Annotated in this window: 23 protein-coding genes; 15 read left to right on the top strand and 8 right to left on the bottom strand. The window is 63.7% G+C overall.

Features of this window, described 5'->3' with window-relative positions:
* Positions 1 to 178 precede the first annotated feature (178 nt).
* Genes PG897_RS13745 through PG897_RS13735 form a run of 3 tightly spaced genes read left to right on the top strand, consistent with a single transcriptional unit; the run spans position 179 to position 2,218 of the window.
* On the top strand, positions 179 to 1,162 hold the full coding sequence (locus PG897_RS13745) for a ChaN family lipoprotein (protein ID WP_024942298.1): 984 nt from the start codon (positions 179 to 181) through the stop codon (positions 1,160 to 1,162).
* Between the two features lie 60 nt (positions 1,163 to 1,222).
* On the top strand, positions 1,223 to 1,774 hold the full coding sequence (locus PG897_RS13740) for a cysteine hydrolase family protein (RefSeq protein WP_017784347.1): 552 nt from the start codon (positions 1,223 to 1,225) through the stop codon (positions 1,772 to 1,774).
* A gap of 39 nt (positions 1,775 to 1,813) precedes the next feature.
* Positions 1,814 to 2,218 carry a hypothetical protein gene (locus PG897_RS13735; protein ID WP_017779150.1) on the top strand — a complete coding sequence of 135 codons (405 nt, stop codon included), beginning with the start codon at positions 1,814 to 1,816 and terminating at the stop codon, positions 2,216 to 2,218.
* 71 nt (positions 2,219 to 2,289) lie between these two features.
* Here the strand turns inward: PG897_RS13735 and hutZ are convergent, their stop codons facing one another.
* Both hutZ and hutX read right to left on the bottom strand, forming a co-directional pair.
* Complete coding sequence (gene hutZ, locus PG897_RS13730; RefSeq protein WP_005304092.1) at positions 2,290 to 2,847, bottom strand: heme utilization protein HutZ; 558 nt, start codon at positions 2,845 to 2,847, stop codon at positions 2,290 to 2,292.
* Complete coding sequence (gene hutX, locus PG897_RS13725) at positions 2,844 to 3,356, bottom strand: heme utilization cystosolic carrier protein HutX (RefSeq protein WP_005304096.1); 513 nt, start codon at positions 3,354 to 3,356, stop codon at positions 2,844 to 2,846. The genes hutZ and hutX overlap by 4 nt, the downstream gene beginning before the upstream one ends.
* Before the next feature lie 168 nt (positions 3,357 to 3,524).
* Between hutX and PG897_RS13720 the strand changes: the two genes are divergently transcribed.
* The 4 genes from PG897_RS13720 to PG897_RS13705 are packed head-to-tail and all read left to right on the top strand — an operon-like array spanning position 3,525 to position 7,079.
* Positions 3,525 to 4,382 carry a heme/hemin ABC transporter substrate-binding protein gene (locus PG897_RS13720; protein WP_201881801.1) on the top strand — a complete coding sequence of 286 codons (858 nt, stop codon included), beginning with the start codon at positions 3,525 to 3,527 and terminating at the stop codon, positions 4,380 to 4,382.
* Positions 4,379 to 5,410 carry a FecCD family ABC transporter permease gene (locus PG897_RS13715; RefSeq protein ID WP_185450407.1) on the top strand — a complete coding sequence of 344 codons (1,032 nt, stop codon included), beginning with the start codon at positions 4,379 to 4,381 and terminating at the stop codon, positions 5,408 to 5,410. The genes PG897_RS13720 and PG897_RS13715 overlap by 4 nt, the downstream gene beginning before the upstream one ends.
* A gap of 14 nt (positions 5,411 to 5,424) precedes the next feature.
* Entirely contained in the window at positions 5,425 to 6,213 is a 789-nt protein-coding gene (locus tag PG897_RS13710) for a heme ABC transporter ATP-binding protein (RefSeq protein WP_017779146.1), read from the top strand.
* Positions 6,214 to 6,263: 50 nt separating this feature from the next.
* Positions 6,264 to 7,079, top strand: a complete 816-nt coding sequence (locus tag PG897_RS13705) for a substrate-binding periplasmic protein (protein ID WP_017763877.1) — start codon at positions 6,264 to 6,266, stop codon at positions 7,077 to 7,079.
* Here the strand turns inward: PG897_RS13705 and PG897_RS13700 are convergent.
* Positions 7,067 to 7,693 (bottom strand): YitT family protein, encoded by a 627-nt coding sequence (locus PG897_RS13700; RefSeq protein WP_005304112.1) that lies wholly within the window; start codon positions 7,691 to 7,693, stop codon positions 7,067 to 7,069. The genes PG897_RS13705 and PG897_RS13700 overlap by 13 nt on opposite strands.
* Before the next feature lie 323 nt (positions 7,694 to 8,016).
* On the opposite strand from PG897_RS13700, the gene PG897_RS13695 reads away from it, so the two are divergent.
* From PG897_RS13695 to PG897_RS13680, 4 genes are all read left to right on the top strand, one after another.
* Complete coding sequence (locus PG897_RS13695) at positions 8,017 to 9,036, top strand: NAD-dependent epimerase (RefSeq protein WP_124249262.1); 1,020 nt, start codon at positions 8,017 to 8,019, stop codon at positions 9,034 to 9,036.
* Between the two features lie 210 nt (positions 9,037 to 9,246).
* Complete coding sequence (locus PG897_RS13690; RefSeq protein ID WP_201881800.1) at positions 9,247 to 9,435, top strand: hypothetical protein; 189 nt, start codon at positions 9,247 to 9,249, stop codon at positions 9,433 to 9,435.
* A 207-nt stretch (positions 9,436 to 9,642) separates the two neighbouring features.
* Complete coding sequence (locus PG897_RS13685) at positions 9,643 to 10,497, top strand: lytic transglycosylase domain-containing protein (protein WP_005304122.1); 855 nt, start codon at positions 9,643 to 9,645, stop codon at positions 10,495 to 10,497.
* Between the two features lie 107 nt (positions 10,498 to 10,604).
* Entirely contained in the window at positions 10,605 to 11,441 is an 837-nt protein-coding gene (locus PG897_RS13680; RefSeq protein WP_201881799.1) for a phosphorylase family protein, read from the top strand.
* Positions 11,442 to 11,531: 90 nt separating this feature from the next.
* Here the strand turns inward: PG897_RS13680 and PG897_RS13675 are convergent, their stop codons facing one another.
* Both PG897_RS13675 and PG897_RS13670 read right to left on the bottom strand, forming a co-directional pair.
* On the bottom strand, positions 11,532 to 12,041 hold the full coding sequence (locus PG897_RS13675) for a YgjV family protein (protein WP_201881798.1): 510 nt from the start codon (positions 12,039 to 12,041) through the stop codon (positions 11,532 to 11,534).
* Between the two features lie 57 nt (positions 12,042 to 12,098).
* The gene (locus PG897_RS13670; protein ID WP_201881796.1) at positions 12,099 to 12,674 is read right to left on the bottom strand and encodes a Crp/Fnr family transcriptional regulator; all 576 of its coding nucleotides are present in this window, start codon (positions 12,672 to 12,674) and stop codon (positions 12,099 to 12,101) included.
* A 241-nt stretch (positions 12,675 to 12,915) separates the two neighbouring features.
* On the opposite strand from PG897_RS13670, the gene ettA reads away from it, so the two are divergent.
* The 3 genes from ettA (at position 12,916) to PG897_RS13655 (ending at position 16,618) form a co-directional block, all read left to right on the top strand.
* Entirely contained in the window at positions 12,916 to 14,583 is a 1,668-nt protein-coding gene (gene ettA / locus PG897_RS13665; protein WP_005304135.1) for an energy-dependent translational throttle protein EttA, read from the top strand.
* Positions 14,584 to 14,679: 96 nt separating this feature from the next.
* Positions 14,680 to 15,015, top strand: a complete 336-nt coding sequence (locus PG897_RS13660; RefSeq protein ID WP_010634932.1) for a hypothetical protein — start codon at positions 14,680 to 14,682, stop codon at positions 15,013 to 15,015.
* A 259-nt stretch (positions 15,016 to 15,274) separates the two neighbouring features.
* Entirely contained in the window at positions 15,275 to 16,618 is a 1,344-nt protein-coding gene (locus PG897_RS13655) for an NCS2 family permease (protein WP_201881794.1), read from the top strand.
* 76 nt (positions 16,619 to 16,694) lie between these two features.
* On the opposite strand, the gene djlA is transcribed toward PG897_RS13655, so the two are convergent.
* Genes djlA through PG897_RS13640 form a run of 3 tightly spaced genes read right to left on the bottom strand, consistent with a single transcriptional unit; the run spans position 16,695 to position 19,220 of the window.
* Positions 16,695 to 17,525, bottom strand: a complete 831-nt coding sequence (gene djlA, locus PG897_RS13650) for a co-chaperone DjlA (protein ID WP_017779140.1) — start codon at positions 17,523 to 17,525, stop codon at positions 16,695 to 16,697.
* Positions 17,526 to 17,544: 19 nt separating this feature from the next.
* On the bottom strand, positions 17,545 to 18,213 hold the full coding sequence (gene murU, locus PG897_RS13645) for an N-acetylmuramate alpha-1-phosphate uridylyltransferase MurU (protein ID WP_054544199.1): 669 nt from the start codon (positions 18,211 to 18,213) through the stop codon (positions 17,545 to 17,547).
* Positions 18,210 to 19,220 carry an aminoglycoside phosphotransferase family protein gene (locus tag PG897_RS13640; RefSeq protein WP_201881793.1) on the bottom strand — a complete coding sequence of 337 codons (1,011 nt, stop codon included), beginning with the start codon at positions 19,218 to 19,220 and terminating at the stop codon, positions 18,210 to 18,212. The genes murU and PG897_RS13640 overlap by 4 nt, the downstream gene beginning before the upstream one ends.
* Before the next feature lie 174 nt (positions 19,221 to 19,394).
* Between PG897_RS13640 and lptD the strand changes: the two genes are divergently transcribed.
* Entirely contained in the window at positions 19,395 to 21,827 is a 2,433-nt protein-coding gene (gene lptD, locus PG897_RS13635) for an LPS assembly protein LptD (protein WP_017779137.1), read from the top strand.
* Positions 21,828 to 21,831: the final 4 nt, after the last annotated feature.

Genomic DNA, 21,831 nt, shown 5'->3' with positions numbered 1-21,831 from the left:
TATTGAGAACTGTTATCAAACAGCGGGCATATTACTCACCTCTCAACAAAGATCAATAATAAACGGAATCATTCTCATTTTCTTTTGTCATAATTAGGTTCTACACTACTCCCCTCTGTTTTCCCGCCCGCCATGCTGCCATTGTATGGTGCAGGCACCTCATCGCTGCGAGACACCCATGACCCGACTTCTGCCCCTGCTCACCCTGCCCCTGCTGCTGGCCGCCTGTGCCACGACGGCCCCCGTCAACGATGCCGGCACCCTCTATCACTATCAGCTCAAGGCCACCCAGGGGGATGCGCTGACCCTGGAGCAGGCCCTGACCCGGGTGGCGGATGCCGACATAGTGCTGGTGGGCGAGCTGCACACCCACCCGGCGGTGCACCTGCTGCAGGCCAGAATGCTGGCGGGCCTGGCCGACACGGCGCAGGCAGACGGCCGCCCCCTGGTGCTCTCCATGGAGCAGTTCAGCCGCGCCGATCAGCCGGTGCTGGATGCCTACCTGGCCGGTCGCATCGGCGAGGCGGCCCTCATTCGCGACGGCAACGCCTGGCCCAACTACCCGAGCGACTATCGCCCGCTGGTGGAGTTCGCCAAGGCGCACCACCTGCCGATCATCGCCGCCAATGCCCCCAAACCGCTGGTGAGCTGTGTCGGCCAGGAGGGGCCGGCCTGGCTGGATCAGCTGCCCGCCAGCCGCCGCAGCCAGCTGGCCCGCACCCTCACCCTCGGCGATGACCCCTATCGCCAGAAATTCATGGCCTCGCTCCATCATGGGGATGCCGACGGCAACGCCCGCCGCTTTGCCGCCCAGACCAGCTGGGACGACACCATGGCCGAGAGCATGGTGGATTACCTGCGCATCCACCCGGGCCGGCGCATCATGCACATCGCCGGCAACTTCCACGTGGAGGGGGGACTGGGGCTGGCCAGCCGCATCGCCAGTCGCAACCCGGCCCTCAAGGTGGCGCTGATCGTGCCTGAGCTGACGACGCCGCAAGCGGGCAAGGAGCAAGCGGCGGCAGCCGGCCGGGTGGCCGACGTGCGGGTCGGCATAGCCCCCCTGCCGGAACGCTGGCTAAATGCCGATGAAATGAAGCAAGATATGGGCGCACTGCATCAATCCCGCAGTCGTGACTGCAGCCAGTGGCTGCAACCCTGACCTTGCGTCTGAGGAGCCCAGTGGCTGCCACCCTGACAAACAATTGCCCAAGGATTTCATATGGATGTGTTACTGGTCATCGACATGCAACAGGGGCTGTTCACTCAGCCTCGCCATCAGGACGCCCAGGTCATCGCCAATATCAATCGATTGGCCGAGCGCGTGCGGGCAGAACAGGGTCGTGTCATCTATGTGCAGCACGATGCCCCCGGTTCCGAAGTGGATCCCGCCAGTCCGGGCTGGCAGCTGCACGCCGATCTCGCCCCAGAGGGGCATGACAGCCGGGTACGCAAGACCGCCTGCGACAGCTTTCTCGACACCGAGCTCGGTTTCCTGCTGGCGGAGCAGCCGGTGGACAGGCTGCTCGTCTGCGGCTGTGCCACCGATTTTTGCGTCGACACTACCCTGCGCAGCGCCGCCGCCCGCGGTTTCGAGGTGGTGGCGGTGACCGACGCCCACACCACGGCGGACCGGCCCCACCTGAGCGCGGAGCAGATCATCGAGCACCATCACTGGATGTGGCGTCACCTCAGCCTGCCAAAAGGCAGAAGCGTGACCCTGCTCACGACGGATGAGCTGCTCGGCGCCACCCAACCCGAGCCGGCATGTTAATCTGCCCGCTTTGAAGCGATCACCCGATTGGAGTCTTGTGTGCGTCTACTCTCTGCCGTTGCCTTCACGCTGCTGTTACCGGCAATCACCGCCTGCTCCGGCTTGCCGGGGCGCCAGCCGGATGGCCCGGCCCCTCTGTTCAGGACCCACATCAACGAGGAGGGAAGCAAGCGCTTCACCTTCGAGGCCGCCCCGCTCGATACCCTGCCCACCCGCCTCCAGAACGATGACGGCAGCAGGCTGAGCAGGAACAAGAGCCTGCTGGAGCGGCGCGAAGCACTGCAGGATGCCCAGCTCACCCAGGCACTGACCGAGCGCAAATACTGCCGCGAAGGCTACATAGTGCTCAGCCAGACTTCCTGGAAGATCCGGGGTGAATGCAACGAGACCGCCACCCGGGCCGACCGCGACGCCTTTCCCAACAAGGCCTCCTGGCAGGATTGAGGGAAAACCGTCCATAAAAAAACGGGCAGCCCCAGGGCTGCCCGTTTTTTCATCCTGGCGATCCGCGCGGATCAGACCGGCGCGTCGGCCGGGCTGGTCAGCTCGGCGCCATTGTCGATGCGCTTGTGCCCTTCCACCAGATGGACGAAGTCCACCAGCTCGTCACCGGAGACCCGGAACGCCTGGCCGAAGCCCTTGACGAACAGCCCCTGCTCGGGCTTGAGACGAAACAGCACGAAGTCCTTGAGATTGGAGAGCCCTTTGACTATCTCGCCAAAGCGCCCTTCCAGCGCCGCCACGGCCTTCTCCCAGCGCACGTCGTCGCGGGCCACCACTTCGGCCAGCGCATCGAAGGTGAGGCGCTTGCGGGCAAACAGTTCGCGGGCCCCGTTCTCGTCCTCGATCAGCATCAGCGACACCTTGGGCACCTGTTGCAGGTTGCGGGCGTGGCGGGCGATCTCGGAGATGAGCACATAGTAGCCATCTTCCTGCAGCACGAAGGGGGCATAGCTGGCATTGGGGTTGCCTTCACTGTCCACCGTCGCCAGCTGCAGGGTGCGGCAACCGTCGCGAAACTCGCGGATCTCCGGTTGCAGGCGGTTCTGCAGACGCTCCTGACGTTCACTCATGCTTTGACTTCCTCTTGATACTGGTGGCGCAGGGCCATGAAGCGTTCCACCTGGGCCGGCAGCAGCTGACGCTGCTCGTCACGCCCCAGATAGACCTTGAAAATGCAGCGACCGCTGTGGCCGAAGAACTGGAAGGAGTGCCCCTCCTTGCCCATGAACAGCTTGCTGACTAGGGCAATACCGACCACGTTGTCGAGCTTGAGGTGGCCGTGCATCTCGCCGTCACGCCCCATCAGGTTGTAGTAGCCACGGGCGCTCTTGCCGCGGGGGAAGGGGGCCTTCACCTCGAAGATGGAGCCGTCGGACTCGACGATGGTGGTCACCTGGCCCCAGTCGGCCAGATCCGCCAGCAGGGCTTCTGCCTGCTCGGCGGGCACCAGGGTAACCAGCTCGGCCGGCAGGTGGCGCACCACCTCCCATTCGCTGACGGCCAGCTCGGCGGCGATGGTGGACGGGTGAGCGCCGGGATCTTGTGCCAGCAGCCCATGAATGCGTTGTGCAATGCTCATCGGTTCTCCCTTGGGATGCCTGCGGCATCCCTGTTCTGTCATGGCGGATACTGTAATGAAGGCCCCAAACCAATGCAATTGATAATCGCTTTCATTCTCAGTGCATTTTTTTCGACGGCTTGATATTCTCGGCGACAATCCCACTTCATTCACCCTTCGGAGGTTAGCATGGGCCGTCGTTTTGCCCTCGCACTCAGCCTGCTCGGCTGCTCAGCCCTGTCCCTGCCCGCTCTGGCGCAGGAGCGTATCGTCAGCATAGGCCCGGCCACCACTGAACTCATTCTGGCACTCGGGGGCGAGCAGAGCCTCATTGCCACCGACATCAGCAGCCCGGAGCCGAAGAACCTGCCGCGGGTCGGCTATCACCGCGCCCTCGCCGCCGAAGGGATCCTGAGCCTGGCGCCGACCCGGCTGGTCGGCAGCGACGAGATGGGGCCACCACCCGCCCTGGAGCAGCTGCGCCGGGCAGGGGTCGAGGTGGACGTGCTGCCTACCGCCCCCACCCTCGCCAACCTCAACCAGCGTATCGATACCCTGGCCACCCTGCTCAAGGACCCGGCCGCCGGCACCCGTCTGAAGGCCGAAATCCAGACCCAGAGCGAGCTGCTGGCCGCTCAGGCCAAGCAGAACAAGCAGAACAAGCAGAACAAGCAGCTCAAGGTGATCTTCCTGCTGTTGCACAAGGGCCAGCCCACCAGCATCGCCGGCGGCAACACCACCGCCAGCGCCCTGCTCACCCTGGCCGGTGGCATCAACCCGGTGGCCCAGCTGCAAGGCTACAAGCCCGTCTCCACCGAATCCCTGATCGAACTGCAGCCCGATCTGGTGCTGGTGAGCGGCCGCGACTGGCAGCAGTATCAGGATCCTGAAACCGTGCTGAGCCAGGTGCCCGCCCTTTCCGCCACCCCGGCCGGCAAGAACAGGGCCATCCATGCCATCGATGGTCACGCCCTGCAAGGGGGGCTCAGCCTCACCTCGCTGCAGCAGGCCAGCCAGATCGCCAAGTGGATCAAGCTGGGTTCATGATGCGTCTGCCACTGCCCTGGCTGCTGTGCCTCACCGGCGGCGCACTGGCGCTGCTGCTGGTCGGATCCTTGGCCACCGGTCCCATGGCCCTCTCCTTTGGCGAGAGCCTGCGCGCCCTGTTCGCCGGCCAAGGGAGCGGGATTGAGGCCCACAAGTTGCTGATCGTGCAGGAGATCCGCCTGCCACGCACCCTGCTCTGCATCGCCGTAGGGGGGATTCTCGGCCTCTGCGGCGCCGTGATGCAGGGGCTGTTTCGCAACCCCCTGGCCGACCCCGGCATCATCGGGGTCTCCGGCGGGGCGGCGCTCGGCGCGGCGCTGGCCATCGTGCTGCTGGCCCCCCTCAGCCAGCAGTGGCAGAGCCTGCTCGGCATCGGCCTGCTGCCCCTGCTCGCCTTCCTCGGCGGCGCGCTGACCACCACCCTGGTCTATCTGCTCGGCACCCGGGAAGGCGGCACCTCGGTCACCGTCATGCTGCTGGCCGGGGTGGCCGTCACTGCCCTGTCCGGCGCCGTGATCGGCCTGCTCACCTATCTCGCCGACGATCAGATGCTGCGCAACCTGAGCCTGTGGCAGATGGGGTCGCTGGCGGCGGGCAAGCCGGTGGACGTGGCGCTGGCGCTGCTGACCCTGGTTGCCCTGCTCATCCTGTTCATGCGCGATGCCAACCCCCTCAACGCCCTGCTGCTGGGTGAAGGGGAGGCCCGCCACCTCGGCATTCAGGTACAGTCCCTCAAGCGGCGGCTGATCCTGCTCACCGCCGCCGGGGTCGGCGTGGCGGTGGCAGTGGCCGGCATGATAGGTTTCGTCGGTCTGGTGGTGCCGCACCTGGTGCGGCTGCTGGCTGGCCCCAACCATGTCCGGCTGCTGCCGCTTTCCGCCCTGCTCGGGGCCGCCCTGCTGCTGGGCGCCGACATGCTGGCCCGCACCCTGCTGGCGCCGGCCGAGATGCCGGTCGGCATCATCACCGCCCTGCTGGGCGCCCCCTTCTTCATCTGGCTGCTGGTCAAGGGCCGCCGCACCCTTTAACCGGAGGACTCATCTTGTCAGCTTCATCGACCCTGCTGCACTGTCGCCAGCTCAGCCTCAGCCGGGACGGCCGTCCCATCCTGGACAGGCTCGACCTCAGCCTGCAGGCGGGCAGCCTCACCGCCCTGCTCGGCCCCAACGGCGCCGGCAAGAGCTCGCTGCTCAAGTGCCTCACCGGCGAGCTGGAACATGAGGGGGAGATAGATCTGTTTGGCCGGGAGCGGCGGGAGTGGGCCGGCAACGAGCTGGCCCACCGTGTCGGCGTGTTGCCGCAGAGCTCGTCCCTGAATTTCCCCTTCCTGTGCGAAGAGGTGGTGGCCATGGGCCGACTGCCCCACAGCGAGCCGGCCAGCCGGCGCGACGAGATAGTGCGGGCCGCCATGACCCATGCCGGGGTGGATCATCTGGCCGGCCGCCTCTATCCCGGCCTCTCCGGCGGGGAACGCCAGCGGGTGCAGTTCGCCCGGGTGCTGGCCCAGATCTGGCAGGCCCCGGAGGAACCGCAACAAGCGCGCCTGCTGCTGCTGGACGAACCCACCTCGGCGCTCGATCTCAAGTACCAACACCAGCTGCTCACCATGGCCCGCGCCCTCGCCGCCCGCCATACCGCCGTGCTGGTGGTGTTGCACGACCTCAATCTGGCGGCCCGTTACGCCGACCGTCTGGTGATGCTGGAGCAGGGCAGAGTGATGGCCGACGGCACCCCGCGCGAGGTGCTGACGCCTGATCTCATCGACCGGCTCTACGACTACCCGGCCCGGGTGATCACAGACCCGCAGGGGATGTATACCGTCGTCCTGTAGGGCGATTTCTCGCTCATACTGCAAGGGTGTCAATCACGGATGCTTGCCCCATGCCTGCTCGTCTGCTGTTGCTCTGGCTCCTCTCCCCTCTCTGCGTTGCCGCCCCCCTGCGTCTGGTCGTCCAGGAGTTTGCTCCCTACAGCTTCATGGGCAGTGACAACCAGCCGACCGGCGCCATGGTGGACATGGTGAAAGAGGCGTGCAGCTACTGGCCTGAGGGGTGCCAGATCACGCTGCGCCCCAATCTGCGGGCCAGAAAAGAGCTGGATCTGGGGGAAGTGGACGGCATGTTTCCGCTCGCCTGGAGCGATGCCAGGGCAAAGACCCTGAGCTACTCGGTACCGCTGTGCAAGGCGAGCTGGGGCATCTTTGCCCACGTCGACGAAATTGACGCGCCGCTGACTCTGGCTCGCCTTGGTCACGCACGGATCGGGGTGACCAGAGGCTCCTTCAGCGAGACCTTGCTGCGCCAGCTGGACGACACCCTGCACCAGCAGGGGATCCCCCCGATGCAGCTGGAACTCAACGTCAACGATGATTATGCGAATCTGCTCAAGATAGAACGACAGGGGCGCTACAACCTCTACTTCTCCAACCTGGATGTGGCCCTCTATCGACTCAACCTCAGTGGCGCCTCGAAGATCAGGCTATGGCAGAAGAGTCACGAGGCGAACTACTACATCGCCTTCAACCGCCAACGCATGAGCGAGGCGCAGCTGGCAGCCTTCAACCAGATCCTGACCCGGCTGGAAGCCCAGGGCAATCTGCTGCGGCACAGGGTGCACTGGGGCCTCTCCTCACCGCTGCCCGATCATCGGCTGCACACCCTTTTTCCACCCGGCTCACAGAGGCCTCACGCCAACTGATAGCGACCCGGCTTGTGGTTGAGTGTCAACACCAGGTTACAGATGATGGCCGCCACCACGGAGAGGGCCAGGATCCAGGGCTGCACCACGAAGAAGGAGGCGATGACGATGGTGCAATCCAGCCCCATTTGCAGCTTGCCGGCGCGGATGCCGAAGCGATCCTGGATAAACAGCGCCAGGATGTTGAAGCCGCCCAGGCTCGATTTGTGGCGAAACATGATGAGCAGCCCCATGCCGATCAGGGTGCCACCGATGAGCGCCGCGTAGACCGGCTCAATCTTGCCTATCTGCAGCACGGCATTGAGGTGATCCGTCATAAAGGAGACGGTCGCCACCGAGACGAAGGTGTTGAGGGTGAAGCGCGGCCCCATCCTGAGCCAGGCCAGGGCATAGAAGGGCAGATTCATGCCGAAGAACAGCAGGCCGAAGCTCAGCCCGGTCACCTGCTGCAGCAGCAGTGCCAGCCCGGCGGTACCGCCGGTGAGCAGGCCCACCTGATGAAACAGAAAGATGCCGAGGGAGACGAAGCCGGCGGCGGTCAGCAGGGCGATGATGTCTTCATAGAGGGGGTGCGCAGTACGAGCGGACTGCGCCGAGACAGGGGTGTTGTCCATAACCGGTATCCAATAGCGAAGTAAAAGAGTGTCTGTTGCCCACAGGGCGGGCGCGAGCCCTGTCCACAGGGCTTCGTTATGGGATCCAGTCTATTTTTTGCGACCATGATCACAATAGTCGCCGCCAACGCCCCGTTTTGGTGCCTGTCATTCTCCATTGACAGCCGCTGCACCAAGATGCAGCATGCCGCGCCTGAGCCGCCCCCACCTTGACGAAAAGGGCGGTTTGCCATGGCACAGACGCGCCGGTTCTGCTACAACGCGCGCAGCCCCAATTCCAGCACCACCATCAGGAGCCCCATGATCTGCACAGGACCCCAGCCATGAAGTATCTGGTCACCGGCGCCGCCGGTTTTATCGGTTTTCACGTCGCCAGACGGCTGTGCGAGGCGGGTCATCAGGTGGTGGGGCTGGACAACCTCAACGACTACTACGAGGTGAGCCTCAAAGAGGCTCGCCTGGCGATGCTGACCCCCTTCCCCCACTTTCGCTTCGTAGAGGGCGAGCTGGCGGACCGGGCCGGCATGGCCGCCCTGTTTGCCGAGGGACAGTTCGAGCGGGTGATCCACCTGGGTGCCCAGGCGGGGGTGCGCCACTCGCTGGAAAACCCCTTTGCCTACAGCGAGAGCAACCTCACCGGCATGCTGACGGTGCTGGAGGGGTGCCGCCAGCACGACATCCGGCATCTGATCTACGCCTCCTCCAGCTCGGTTTACGGCATGGGTGAACAGCTGCCGTTCAGTGCCGATCAGCAGGTGGACCACCCGGTCTCCCTCTATGCCGCCACCAAGAAGAGCGGCGAGCTGATGGCCCACGCCTACTCGGCGCTCTACGGCCTGCCCACCACAGGGCTGCGCTTCTTCACCGTCTACGGCCCCTGGGGCCGGCCCGACATGGCCATCGCCAGGTTCACCCGCTCCATCCTGGCGGGCGAGCCCATCGACGTCTACAACCAGGGCGATCTCAGCCGCGACTTCACCTTCATCGACGACATCGTCGAGGGGATCCTCGCCGTCGCCGAGCTGCCACCCCGCCCCAACCCTCACTGGCACGCCGGCGAACAGAGCCCGGCCGAGAGCGCCGCCCCCTACCGCATCCTCAACATCGGTCATGGCCAGCCGGTGCGGCTACTCGACTTCATCGAGGCGCTGGAACAGGCGCTGGACAAGCCCGCCATCAAGCGGATGCTGCCGATGCAGGCGGGCGACATGCACGCCACCTGGGCCGACAGCGAGCCCCTTCACACCCTCACCGGCCTGCGCCCCGCCACCTCCATCGAGGAAGGGGTCGCCGCGTTCGTGCACTGGTATCTCGACTACTACCAACCCGCTGAGCTGGAGTAGCCATCCCGACCGGACACTGGGTGCGCCCTGCTACGGCCGGCTGAAAATTGTTTGATGAGTTAATGGAATGGTGCCGCACCACCTCCCCCCTTAGGATGGGGATGTGAGGCGGATGGCGGTTTGCCGGGCACCGGCTGGGGTATACTGGCCGCACTTGGTGCCACACGGGCACGCATCCGCCCCCTCACCATGATGAGAAGGAGTCACCTCATGATCCGTATTCTGCTGTTGCTGGGCGCCGCCCTGTCTGCCTACGGACTGCAACAGAGCCATACCCTGGCGCCGCTGCTGAGCCTGCTCGGCCTGCTCTCGCTCTGGGTGGCGAGCGAAATTCGCCTGATGTATCGCCAGCTGCCCGCCGCCGAGCCGGACGCGCAGCCCTATCACCTCGACGTCTGAGGGGCCAGGGACAACTGATTTAGCCACCTCTTTATCGCCACCGACCACCTGGATGCACGGCCAGCCCCTGCTAGGACTGCATCGGTCATTGGTTCCATATCGTTTTGATCTCTGGATACCCGGATCAATAACAACAGGATCCACTGGATTAATGGCAGAACGGGCCATGTTCCCCTATATCTTCTGTACCCCAACAGGAGAGAATCCATGTCGAGCCTCAGCGAAAACAGGCTGTTTTTGCTGCTTTTTTTATCGCTGTTGCTGGCCGGTAACGTGCAGGCAGCGGCGCAAAGCAGGGATTTCAGACAGGCACCCAAGGCGCTCAGCGCACTGAAGCAAGGGCAACAGGCACAGAGTCAGGGCAACCTGACCCAGGCCATCCACTTCTACTGCGCCGCCGCCACCACGGGTAACCCGGAAGGGTATTTTCGCATCGGCCGCCTGCTCGCCACCGGCCCGGGCTCGGTTCGCAACCCCCGCATGGCCAACGCCTACCTGGCCATGGCGATCCGTCTTGGCAACCAGCAGGCCATCCGTTACTACAACAGCCGGGTCGGCAATGCCGTGATGGGGGATCAGTGCGGCAGCGGCGTCGGCGGATCCGGCGGTTACTTCGCCGCCATCCCCACCACCCCCTTCAATCTGGAGGCCTATCTGGCCCGCCAGTCGCCCGCCAAACAGAAGCTGGCCAACATGCTACGCCACGCCGCCAAGCGCCACCGCATCGACGAGCGGCTGGTACTGGCCATCGCCATCGCCGAATCCAACCTCGACAGCCGCGCCGTCTCCCCCAAGAATGCCCAGGGGCTGATGCAGCTCATTCCCGAGACCCAGCAGCGCTTCGGGGTGACCCGCCCCTTCGATCCGGAGCAGAACATCAAGGGGGGTGTGGCCTATCTCAAGTGGCTGCACACCCATTTCGATGGCAACTGGACCCTGATGTCGGCGGCCTACAACGCCGGCGAAAAATCGGTGGAGCAGTATGGTGGCATCCCCCCCTATCAGGAGACCCAGCAATATGTACGGCGGGTGCTCTACTTCGCCGGCCACAAGCAGCCCTGAACCCGACTTCCTGCCGGCCTGCTATTGACAAAACCACCCCCTCATTTGCGCAATCGTTTGCCTTTCGATAGGATCCGGCGCTTTCTCGCACCTTCTACAGGTAATCCATGAATTTCATCAAACGCTGCTCGCGCCTGCTCACCCTGTTTGCCCTCTTCTCCTCCGCCGTCGTGGCGGCCAATCCGGCCCCCGCCCCCATCCTGATCCAGGGGGCAATGGACGTCGAAGTCGAAACCCTGGTGGCCGCCCTCAAGGAGAAGCAGGAGCTGACCGTGGGCACCTGGACCTACTGGCAGGGCACCCTCTCGGGTTATCCGGTGGTCGTCTCCCGCACCGAGGTGGGACTGGCCAATGCCGCCGCGGCCACCACCCTCGCCATGGAACGCTTCCGGCCACGCTTCGTCATCAACCAGGGCACGGCGGGCGGCCACGATCCGGCGCTGCACCGGGGCGACATCGTCATCGGCACCAGGAGCTTCAACATGGGGGCTTATCGCAGTGATCTGACCCCCGCCGAGCAGGGCGTCGATCCGAGCAAATGGCACAACTTCGAGGTCACCATGCGCCTGCGCGACAACGGCAAACTGGTGGAGCACGCCTCCTTTGCCGGCGATCCCGAGCTGGTCGGCCGCGCCCTCGGCATGGCCGACGGTTATCGTCACGGTCGGGTGGTCCCCGGCATCATAGGCACCGCCGACGAGTGGAACCGCCAGGTCGCCCGCATCAACTGGCTGCACCAGACCTACCAGACCGCCGCAGAAGAGATGGAAACCTCCTCCGCCGCCCTGGTAGCGGAGGCCTACAAGGTGCCCTTCGTGGGTATCCGGGTGCTCTCCAACACCGATCTGCACGGCGAGGAGTTCGATCCGCAAACCGCCATTCACTGCCAGCAGTTCGTCATCGACTACGCAAAGGCGCTCATCAACGGCTTCAACAAAGCCTGATAGCTCCAAAGAGGCCGCCACTGTGGCGGCCTCTTTGCCCTACGACACCCATGCTGCGGCATTACCCGCTTTTTTCTCGGCAGACTGACCTCAGCCGGCAGATAACACCCTGCGCCCATAGTGGCGGTAGTAACCCACCAGATTGCTGACCAGAAAAAGCCCCTCCATCAGCGCCGCCACGGGCGATCCCACCAGCAGATTGTTGACCAGCCAGCAGAGGGTGCCCAGCAGCATCCAGCGCCGCAGCAGGCGATCATCCGGGCAAAACGCAGCCCGGGTCTGCAGCAGACTGGCCAGCAACCCCAGCAGGACGAGCGGCCCCTGATAGGTGGCGAGCACCGCAAGGCAGGACAACCCCATAAAGAGCCACATCAAGAGGCGGTGAGTGGCCAGCATGCTGACCACGAAGCGCAGACTCGCCAGCCAGAGCAGCAGGGCGGCAGACCACTGTCCCAACAGCGCAAAATGGGCGCCATTGAGGGTGCAGGAGAGCGCCAGACAGGCCAGAATGGCCCGGCGCGCCCGCAGCTGAAACGACAGCAGATCCAGCAGCAGCGCCAGGCTCACCACCAGTTGTGACCACAAAAACAGCGACATCATCCCCACTCCAGGCTTGTTCGAGGGGCCCAGCATGGCGGGAATGGGCGCGGCGCGGCATTAACCCGTGTTAATGCGCCGGCGGATCCGCGACAGGGTGACCGGGCTGATACCGATATAGTTGGCGAGCTGCACCTGGGTGAGCCGCGCCGGCCAGTGGGGGAAGGTGTGGCAGAGCTCCTGGTAGCGCTCTTCGGGGGAGTGGAGCAGCAAGAAGGCCTCCTTGCGCTCCTTGTAGCAGAGCTGCTGGCGCAGCAGGGCCATGCAGACCGGTTGCCAGGCGGGCTCGTCCAGCAGGGCGAGCGGCACCCGCACCAGCTGCAGCGCCGTGACGGCCTCCAGCTGGTAGCGGGCAGGCGACCCGCTGAGCCAGCTATCGTAGAGCAGACAGAGCTCCCCTTCGAAGTAGAACTCCTTGCAGCGCTCCTGCCCGTCCCGGGCATAGTGGCAGGCACGGGCGATCCCCCGCTCGATGTAGAAAGCCGACTCCTGCATCTCCCCCTGGGCCAGCAGCGGCTGACCCGGCTGCAAGGTCAAACGGGGTAGGTGGCAGGCAAGCGGCTCGCCGATGGCGGGTGCCAACCCCATGGCGGCGAGGGTGGCCGCCAGAGGCGGGGCAGAGGGCAGGCTGGTCATGCAAACTCCGGGGCAAACTGGGCCTTCATCATGCCAAGTTTGGCGGCCCGTTGCAGCAGGCTGTGATGGCCCCGGCAAAGGGGATGGCCGGCCGGGTACCACCTTTGCCCCCCCTCGCCCATTGGTTTACAATCGACGGGTTTTTTGGAACCCGGTTGGCGACCCGCCGACCTGGCCCCACCACGACATCAGTCTGTTAGTGCCAAGACATTAACCTGCTGAAAAGGAAGAGAATTAGCCAATGGCTCAATTTATTTACACCATGAACAGGGTCGGCAAGGTAGTGCCGCCCAAGCGTCATATTCTCAAGAACATCTCCCTCTCCTTCTTCCCGGGCGCCAAGATCGGCGTGCTGGGTCTGAACGGCGCCGGTAAATCGACCCTGCTGCGCATCATGGCAGGGCTAGATACCGAGATCGAAGGGGAAGCCCGTCCGCAGCCCGGCATCAAGATCGGCTACCTGCCGCAGGAGCCCAAGCTGGATCCGGAGCAGACCGTACGCGAAGCGGTCGAAGAGGCGGTCGGCGAGGTGAAACGCGCCATGGCCCGGCTGGACGAGGTCTATGCGGCCTACGCCGACCCGGATGCGGATTTCGACAAGCTGGCCCGCGAACAGGGCGAGCTGGAAGCCATCATCCAGGCCCAGGGCGGCCACAACATGGAAAACCAGCTGGAGCGTGCGGCCGATGCCCTGCGCCTGCCGGCATGGGATGCCAAGATCAAGCACCTCTCCGGTGGTGAGCGCCGCCGCGTGGCACTGTGCCGCCTGCTGCTGGAAAAGCCGGACATGCTGCTCTTGGACGAACCGACCAACCACCTGGACGCCGAGTCCGTGGCCTGGTTGGAGCGCTTCCTGCACGACTACGAGGGCACCGTCGTGGCCATCACCCACGACCGCTACTTCCTCGACAACGTGGCCGGCTGGATCCTGGAGCTGGACCGCGGCGAAGGTATCCCGTGGGAGGGCAATTACTCCTCCTGGCTGGAGCAAAAAGATGCCCGTCTGGCGCAGGAAGCCAGCACGGAAGCGGCTCGTCGCAAGTCCATCGAGAAGGAGCTGGAGTGGGTTCGCCAGAACCCGAAAGGCCGTCAGGCCAAATCCAAAGCCCGTATGGCCCGCTTCGAAGAGCTCAACACCAACGACTACCAGAAGCGCAACGAGACCAACGAGCTGTTCATTCCGCCCGGACCGCGCCTCGGCGACAAGGTGGTGGAAGTGGCCAACCTGCGCAAATCCTATGGTGACCGGGTGCTGATCGACGATCTGTCGTTTGCCATTCCGAAGGGGGCCATCGTCGGCATCATCGGTCCAAACGGGGCCGGCAAGTCGACCCTGTTCCGCATGATGTCGGGTCAGGAGCAGCCGGATTCCGGCGCCATCACCCTGGGTGAGACCGTGGTGCTGGCCTCCGTCGATCAGTTCCGCGACAGCATGGACGACAAGAAGACGGTGTTCGAGGAAGTCGCCGACGGCCAGGACATCCTGCGTATCGGCAACTACGAGTTCCCGAGCCGCGCCTACATCGGCCGCTTCAACTTCAAGGGCGCCGATCAGCAGAAGCGGGTCGGCGAGCTCTCCGGCGGTGAACGCGGCCGTCTGCACCTGGCCAAGCTGCTGCAGACCGGCGGCAACGTGCTGCTGCTGGATGAACCGACCAACGATCTGGACATCGAAACCCTGCGCGCCCTCGAGAACGCCCTGCTGGAGTTCCCGGGCTGCGCCATGGTCATCTCCCACGACCGCTGGTTCCTCGACCGCATCGCCACCCACATCCTGGACTATCAGGACGAGGGCAAGATCGAATTCTTCGAAGGCAACTTCACCGAATACGAAGAGTGGAAGAAGAAGACCTACGGCGCCGAGGCAGTCCAGCCGCACAGAGCCAAGTACAAGCGCATCGCCAAGTAAACCGGCAAATGCGACAAGGGGAGCCCAGGCTCCCCTTTCTTGTGCCCGATGGCTTACAATCCAAGACGGATACCTTTTATGCATGGATGTAGCAAGATGACGACCCAGCCCACCACAGAGAAGAAACTGACCATCCAGATCCGGGTTGAACCGGGCTGCCTCGGGCCGGACGGCAAGGCGCACATCGAGACCTTCTGTGCCGCCGCCGCCAGGATCTTCGCCGCCGTGGAGCCGGAGCTGGTGAACTGGACCCTGCTGCCCCGCTATGACAAGCAGCTGCCGGAACAGGAGTTCTTCATCGACGGCCGCAAGCTGAGCGAGGAGCAGGCTAGCCTCTTCCTGCGCCGCATGGGGCGGGAACTGGGAGAGGTGCAGGACAAGCTCGACTCCGTGCTGGCCCAGCTGGTGGAGCGTTACTTCAAGACCCTCTGACCCGACCCCTGCCCCTCAAAAGGTTCTCCAGCGAGAACCTTTTTATTTTCGGCCGGGAAAACGTTTGAATTTTTGCTCTATTCATTGATCCGCCTCGCAGATCCGGGGTTTGTAAACGGCGCCGCCTGTGTAAAAATGTGCGCGCTGTCACGGTATCAGGACGAGTCTGGTTGTTAAACCACCAGAAAGCGGGCGTCACTCCCCCATGGAGGATGCCCCTCTCCTGCTGCTTATTTCACGTCACCTATTGGAATCCAACATGAATCAACCACACCAGGCCCCCGCACAGGCCGCCGGGCAAGGATTGCTTGAGCGTCTGTTTGCCCTGAAGGGCCATGGCACCAACGCCCGCACCGAAGTGATCGCCGGCATCACCACCTTCCTGACCATGGTCTACATCGTCTTCGTCAACCCGCAGATCCTCTCTGCGGCCGGCATGGACACCCAGGCCGTGTTCGTCACCACCTGCCTCATCGCCGGCATCGGCAGCATCCTGATGGGCCTGCTCGCCAACCTGCCCATCGCGCTGGCTCCCGCCATGGGTCTCAATGCCTTCTTCGCCTTCGTGGTGGTGGCCGGCATGGGCTACTCCTGGCAAGTGGGCATGGGCACCATCTTCTGGGGCGCCATGGGTCTGCTGATCCTCACCCTGCTGCGGGTGCGCTACTGGCTCATCGCCAACATTCCGCTCACCCTGCGGGTCGGCATCACCGCCGGCATCGGCCTCTTGATCGCCCTGCTCGGCCTGCACAACGCCGGCATAGTGGTGGCCAGCCCCGCGACTATGGTGACAGTGGGCAACCTCACCTCCCTGCCCTGCCTGCTGGGGCTGCTCGGCTTCTTCCTGATCTGCATCTTCTCTGCCCGCGGCGTCCACTCCGCCGTGCTGATCGCCATCGTGGTGACCACCACCCTGGGCTGGCTGTTTGGCGACGTCACCTTCAAGGGCTTCGTCTCCATGCCTCCCAGCATAAAGCCGGTGTTCGGCCAGCTGGATCTGATGGGGTCGCTCGACATCAGCCTGGCCGGGATCATCTTCTCCTTTATGCTGGTCAACCTGTTCGACTCCTCCGGCACCCTGATCGGCGTCACCAACCGCGCCAAGCTGGCCGATGACAAGGGTCACTTCCCGCGCATGAAGCAGGCCCTGCTGGTGGATAGCGCCAGCTCCGTCGGCGGCGCCTTCATGGGCACCTCCTCGGTCACCGCCTTCATCGAGAGCAGCTCCGGCGTCGCCGTCGGCGGCCGTACCGGTCTGACCGCCATCGTGGTCGGCCTGCTGTTCCTGCTGGCGATCTTCTTCTCTCCGGTGGCTGCCATGGTGCCGGCGTATGCGGCGGCGGGGGCTCTCATCTATGTGGGTGTGCTGATGTGCTCCGAGCTGACCCGGGTTAAGTGGGAAGACCTGACCGAAGCGGTACCGGCCTTCATGACCGCCGTCATGATGCCGTTCAGCTTCTCCATCACCGAGGGGATTGCCGTGGGCTTCATCTCCTACTGCGTGATGAAGGCGGGCACCGGCCGCTGGCGCGAGATCAACCCCTGCGTGCTGGTGGTGGCTCTGCTGTTCGTGCTCAAGTTTGTCTGGGTCGACAGCCACTAAGCCGCGACGCACAAATACTGCGCAAACAAAAATGCCCGTCAGCGACGGGCATTTTTTTATGGCTGATGAAGGGGGCTCAGCGAATGCCGCGCGCCTCGCGGATCCACTCCCAGGCCTGCTGGATCTCCTGGGTCTTCTCCTTGGCCATCTCCATCATCTCCGGCGGCAAGCCCTTGGCGGCCAGCTTGTCCGGGTGATGCTTGCTCATCTCCTTGCGGTAGGCGCGCTTGATCTCCTGATCGCTGTCGCTCTCGCTCACTCCCAGCAGCTGATAGGCATCCTTGAGCCTGTCACGGGAGGGAGCCTCCTGCCGATACTGCTGACCACCCTGCCCGCCATTCTGATACTGACCGCCGTGGGCCCGATTGAAGAAGTTCATCTGCGCCTCGGCCATCGCCAGGATGCGAGCCAGCTCGATGCGGCTAAAGCCCAGTTCGTCGGCGATGGTGTGCAGGATGGCACGCTCGCTGGCCTCGACCTTGCCATCGGCGAAGGCGGCCTGCAGCTGTACCTCGAGGAAGAAGCGCAGGATATCGCGCTGGCCCTGGCTGGCCTGGCGAAACTCGGCCAGGGTCTCCCGCAGCGGGAAGTCCGCCTCCTTGCCCTGGCGGAACGACTCCTGAGCGCGAGCCCGCTGCTCCCCTGCCAGCCGCATCCGGTCCATCAGGTTGGAGGCGACCCGGATCTCCTGCTCGGTCACCTGGCCGCTCGCCTTGGCGATGTGGCCCATGACGGCGAAGGTGGCGTGGAAGAAGACCGCCTGTTGTTGCTGGGTGGGGGCGCGGCGAAAATTCAAGCCCATGCCCCGATCGAAGCGGTGGCCGATCCAGAGGCCAAGCAGGGCACCGAAGATGTTGCCGAGCAGAAAACCGAAGAAGGCGCCAAGCACCTTACCCCAAATACGCATGGTTCAAGACCTCGTGAAATTAATGAGTGCGTCCTTGCAACTGATCGTCCAGCTCGTGCAGCCGCTGGGCCGTCCCTATGTCGCGCCACTCGCCGGCCAGCAGGCTGCCGCCCACCCTGCCTTGCGCCATCCACCCCCGCAGCAGGGGCGCCAGCTTGCGTGCCCCCGCCGCCAATCCGGTAAAGGCGGCGGGATCATAGAGCCCGACACCACTGAAGGTCAGCGCAGGGGTATCAACCACCTTGCCCGCCTCCAGCGCAAAATCCCCCGCCGGATGCTGCGGCGGGTTGGGCACCAGCCAGAGGTGGGCCAGCTGGTCGCCAAGGGGCTGGCTCACCAGGGTGCGATAGTCCAGGTCGAGCCAGGTATCGCCGTTGATCACCAGAAAAGGATCGCTGCCCAGCAGCGGCAGCGCCTGTACGATGCCGCCGGCGGTCTCGAGCGCGCTCTCCTCGGCCGACCAGTGGATGGAGACCCCGAACGCACGGCCATCGCCGAGCGCTTCCACCAGCTTGTGGCCGAGCCAGGCGTGATTGATGACCAGGTCGGTCACGCCGGCCGCCTTGAGTTTTTCGATATGGTGCACGATGAGCGGCTTGCCCCCCACCGCCAGCAGTGGCTTGGGCAGGCTGTCGGTGAGCGGGCGCATCCGCTCGCCGCGTCCGGCGGCCAGGATCATCGCCTTCATGACGCCACTCCGCTGCGGGCCAGCCCGGGCAGCACCACCTGCGCCAGCCACTGGCCGAAGCGGGCCAGCACCGGATAGGCGGCGCCATGGCTGCGGCAGACATCCACCACGTAGCCCAGGGTGCGGGGAATATCCTTGAGGTAGCCGGACTTGCCGTCGCGATGGTAGAGCCGGGTGAAGATGCCCGCCGCCTTGAGGTGGCGCTGCATGCCGGTGAGGTCGGCGGCGCGACGAAACGCGGCGTAATCGAGCCCGCCCAGCAGATTGGCCTGCTGCAAAGTGTCGAAGCCGAGTCGCATGCCCTGCTCGATCACCGCGTCCGGCCAGCGCACGTAGCAGTCTTTCAGCAGCGAAACCAGGTCATAGCTGAGCGGGCCGATGACCATGTCCTGAAAGTCGATCACCGCCAGCTCGCTCTCATCCGGCGTCTCGCAGCCGCACACCATCAGGTTGCGGCTGTGAAAATCACGGTGCATCACCCCCTGCGGCTGGGCCAGGTTGTTCTCGGTAAGGCAGGCGAAGGTCTCGGCCAGCAGTTGCTGCTCTTCATCGCTCAGGGTCAGTTGTAGATGCTGACCCAGCAGCCACTCGGGGAAGATGCTGTTCTCCCGCGCCATGAAGGCAGCATCAAAAGGTTCAAGGTCCAGCTCAACCGCGCCGAGACGGGGCAGCAGCGCGATGGCCTTGCCGTACCAGGCCAGCACGTTGTCTGCGTTCAGGCAGCCGATAAGCTGGGTGTCCCCCAGATCGGTCACCGCCAGCAGCCCCTGCTCGTAGTCCACCGCCCGCACCTCGGGGGCCAGCAGACCGCCGGCGTGCAGGGCCGAGGCATTGCGGACAAACTCATGATTCTTTTCGGTTTTAGGGTTGGCATCCACCCAGATCAGGCCACCGCCACGGTGGTAGCGGCGAAAACTGGCGTCACCGGAAATGAGGGTCAACTGCAGGCTGGCATCACCGGAAATCCGGCGCGCCCAGTGCAGCAAGAGGGAATCGCGATCGTGCATAAGTCGGAGACCAAATTGGAAAGCAGCACTTGGCTGTTAGCCCTGGCCGCAATAATGCTTTATCATTGCCGGCTAACATAAAGCAATGACATGCAATGTCAACTCGATGAATCCTGTCGTAAAATGCATGTCTTGAATCAGCCGTAGCTACCACGGATTGCGCGAGTCTTTCACATGACAAAACGGACACTGGGATACTCCTATCCCATCGCCCTGACCATCAGCCTTGTTCCTGCCCTGACCCCTGCCATCGTGCAGGCAGCGCCGCTGACGCCGCCGCCCGCCACCGGGATCCTGGACGGGCTCTGCTATGACTATGTCCCCAAGATTGAAAAACTGGCGCCCGGCACCGACGCCAATGCCCAGCCCGTGGAGGTGGATGCCGATCGCCTCGAAGCCAAGCAGGGCGGCACCGCCGTCTATCAGGGCGACGTCAAGGTGCGCCAGGGCGTGCGCAAGTTCGATTCCGACTACGCCGAGCTCGATCAGAAGAGCCGGGACGTCATCGCCATCGGCAACATCTATTACAACGACGGCCAGATCACGGTCACCAGCGACAAGACCCTGAAATCCAACCTGGATACCAAGAATTCCGAGCTGGAAGAGGGCAAGTATCAGGTGCATGGCTCGCCGGTGCGCGGCTCTGCCGACCGGGTCACCATGACCAACAACAACCAGAACATCACCCTGGAAGGGGCCCAGTACACCACCTGCCCACCGGGCCAGGAAGTGTGGACCCTGAAGGCCGGCAGCATCGACATCGATCAGACCGAGGTGTTCGGGGAGGCCTGGAACGCCAGCCTCTGGCTCTACGACTACCCGGTGTTCTACTTCCCGTATATCAACTTCCCCATCAAGGATGAGCGCAAGACGGGTCTGCTCTACCCGGGTTACACCCAGAGCTCCAAGAACGGCATGGACATCACCCAGCCGTTCTACTGGAACATAGCCCCCAACTACGATGCCACCATCACCTCCCGTTTCATGGACAGACGGGGCCTGATGGAGCAGGTGCAGTTCCGCTACATGCCGGATCCGGCCCACGTGGGCAGCCTCTATTTCGAGAACCTGGCCAACGACAAGCAGTACGACGAGACCCCGAGCCTCAACCAGGCCATGTCCGACGGTCACCGCTACCTGCTCAACGCCAACCACACCTCGCTGTTTGCCGACAACGCCATGAGGGTGTCGCTCGACTACACCAAGGTGCGGGATCGGGATTACAACTACTTCAACGACTTCTCTCCCAAGGTGGGTACCCAGGTCGAGAACCAGTTGCAGCAATCCCTGATGGCCGGTTACTTCCAGCCCAACTGGAACATCAACACCGAGGTGCGCACCTACCAGATCCTGCTGGCCAGCGCCCAGCAGCCCCACGAGCTGATGCCGCGCATCGACCATAACTACTACCAGCAGGGCAGCTGGTACGATCTGGCCTGGAACACCGAGATCACCAAGTTCGGCTACAACAATGCCCAGGCCATCGCCCAGAACCAGGGCGGCGCCTACACCGGCACCCGGGTCTACACGGCCCCGACCCTGACCATGCCGCTGATCAACGAGGCAGGCTACTACCTCGACAGCCAGTACAAGCTGATGTACACCCGCTACGATCAGGAAGTGCCGGACAACATGAGCCAGACCTTTGTCAGCCGCTTCACCCCTGCAGGCGCCAACGGGGTTACGCTGGACGAAGGGATCATCACCCGCACCCTGCCCTCGTTCCGCCTCAAGGGCGGCATGACCTTCGAGCGCAACCAGAACTGGTTCGGCGGCGATGCCAACCAGACCCTGGAGCCGGAGTTCCAGTACCTCTATGTGCCCTACAAGGATCAGGACAACATAGGGGTCTATGACTCCACCACCATGCGCCAGGACTACTACAGCCTGTTCAGCGACCGCCGCTACGCCGGCCTGGATCGCATCAGCGACTCCAACAGGATCTCCATCGGCCTCACCAGCCGGGTATATGATGAGGTCGGCGATGAACGAATTCGGCTGGCCGTTGCCCAAGCTTTCGATTTCGTTGCGCCCAGGGTCAAGCTCTATCCCAGCGAGACCCTGACCACCAACACCCGCTCCCCGCTCTCCTTCGAGGGGGATGCCAAGATCAACGAGCAGTGGTTTGCCCATGCCGGCGCGCAATATGATATGGACCAGAGCCGGCTCAGCTCCGCCAACAGCGCCCTCGAGTATCGCCACGAGAAGCTGATCAGCCAGTTGAACCACCGTTTCGTGCGCGACGCCAACTACGATCTCGAAAACCGGGGACAGGTCACCGACCTCAACCAGATCGGCCTGCTGTTGACCACGCCGCTCAACGATCAGTGGCACCTGTACGGGGGCTACTACCAGGAGCTCAACCAGAGCGTGAAGTCTGATCGCAAGGTGGGCCTGAAGTACGACTCCTGCTGCTGGAGCATCAACTTCAACCTGGAGTGGGTCAACACTCCGGACAACGTGACCCTGCGTCCAACCTCGGAGCGCAGCCTGGGCATTCAGTTTGAAATGAAAGGATTGGGTAGCGTGGGTACCGGCACCAAGGGCACCTCCCTTGACACCGAAGCACTGCCTTACATTCGTCCGTTTAACCTGCGAGACCAATAAGCGG

The organism is Aeromonas sp. QDB20 (assembly GCF_027707805.1).
In the GTDB taxonomy this organism is placed as follows: Bacteria; Pseudomonadota; Gammaproteobacteria; order Enterobacterales; family Aeromonadaceae; genus Aeromonas; species Aeromonas dhakensis.
This window is presented reverse-complemented; position numbering and strand designations above follow the sequence as displayed.

Excerpts from the sequence above, each read along its gene's own strand:
- PG897_RS13745 (WP_024942298.1), top strand. The coding sequence starts at position 179 with ATGACCCGACTTCTGCCCCTGCTCACCCTGCCCCTGCTGCTGGCCGCC.
- PG897_RS13740 (WP_017784347.1), top strand. The coding sequence starts at position 1,223 with ATGGATGTGTTACTGGTCATCGACATGCAACAGGGGCTGTTCACTCAG.
- hutZ (WP_005304092.1), bottom strand. The coding sequence starts at position 2,847 with ATGAGTGAACGTCAGGAGCGTCTGCAGAACCGCCTGCAACCGGAGATC.
- hutX (WP_005304096.1), bottom strand. The coding sequence starts at position 3,356 with ATGAGCATTGCACAACGCATTCATGGGCTGCTGGCACAAGATCCCGGC.
- PG897_RS13720 (WP_201881801.1), top strand. The coding sequence starts at position 3,525 with ATGGGCCGTCGTTTTGCCCTCGCACTCAGCCTGCTCGGCTGCTCAGCC.
- PG897_RS13715 (WP_185450407.1), top strand. The coding sequence starts at position 4,379 with ATGATGCGTCTGCCACTGCCCTGGCTGCTGTGCCTCACCGGCGGCGCA.
- PG897_RS13705 (WP_017763877.1), top strand. The coding sequence starts at position 6,264 with ATGCCTGCTCGTCTGCTGTTGCTCTGGCTCCTCTCCCCTCTCTGCGTT.
- PG897_RS13700 (WP_005304112.1), bottom strand. The coding sequence starts at position 7,693 with ATGGACAACACCCCTGTCTCGGCGCAGTCCGCTCGTACTGCGCACCCC.
- PG897_RS13695 (WP_124249262.1), top strand. The coding sequence starts at position 8,017 with ATGAAGTATCTGGTCACCGGCGCCGCCGGTTTTATCGGTTTTCACGTC.
- PG897_RS13690 (WP_201881800.1), top strand. The coding sequence starts at position 9,247 with ATGATCCGTATTCTGCTGTTGCTGGGCGCCGCCCTGTCTGCCTACGGA.
- PG897_RS13685 (WP_005304122.1), top strand. The coding sequence starts at position 9,643 with ATGTCGAGCCTCAGCGAAAACAGGCTGTTTTTGCTGCTTTTTTTATCG.
- PG897_RS13680 (WP_201881799.1), top strand. The coding sequence starts at position 10,605 with ATGAATTTCATCAAACGCTGCTCGCGCCTGCTCACCCTGTTTGCCCTC.
- PG897_RS13675 (WP_201881798.1), bottom strand. The coding sequence starts at position 12,041 with ATGATGTCGCTGTTTTTGTGGTCACAACTGGTGGTGAGCCTGGCGCTG.
- PG897_RS13670 (WP_201881796.1), bottom strand. The coding sequence starts at position 12,674 with ATGACCAGCCTGCCCTCTGCCCCGCCTCTGGCGGCCACCCTCGCCGCC.
- ettA (WP_005304135.1), top strand. The coding sequence starts at position 12,916 with ATGGCTCAATTTATTTACACCATGAACAGGGTCGGCAAGGTAGTGCCG.
- PG897_RS13660 (WP_010634932.1), top strand. The coding sequence starts at position 14,680 with ATGACGACCCAGCCCACCACAGAGAAGAAACTGACCATCCAGATCCGG.
- PG897_RS13655 (WP_201881794.1), top strand. The coding sequence starts at position 15,275 with ATGAATCAACCACACCAGGCCCCCGCACAGGCCGCCGGGCAAGGATTG.
- djlA (WP_017779140.1), bottom strand. The coding sequence starts at position 17,525 with ATGCGTATTTGGGGTAAGGTGCTTGGCGCCTTCTTCGGTTTTCTGCTC.
- murU (WP_054544199.1), bottom strand. The coding sequence starts at position 18,213 with ATGAAGGCGATGATCCTGGCCGCCGGACGCGGCGAGCGGATGCGCCCG.
- PG897_RS13640 (WP_201881793.1), bottom strand. The coding sequence starts at position 19,220 with ATGCACGATCGCGATTCCCTCTTGCTGCACTGGGCGCGCCGGATTTCC.
- lptD (WP_017779137.1), top strand. The coding sequence starts at position 19,395 with ATGACAAAACGGACACTGGGATACTCCTATCCCATCGCCCTGACCATC.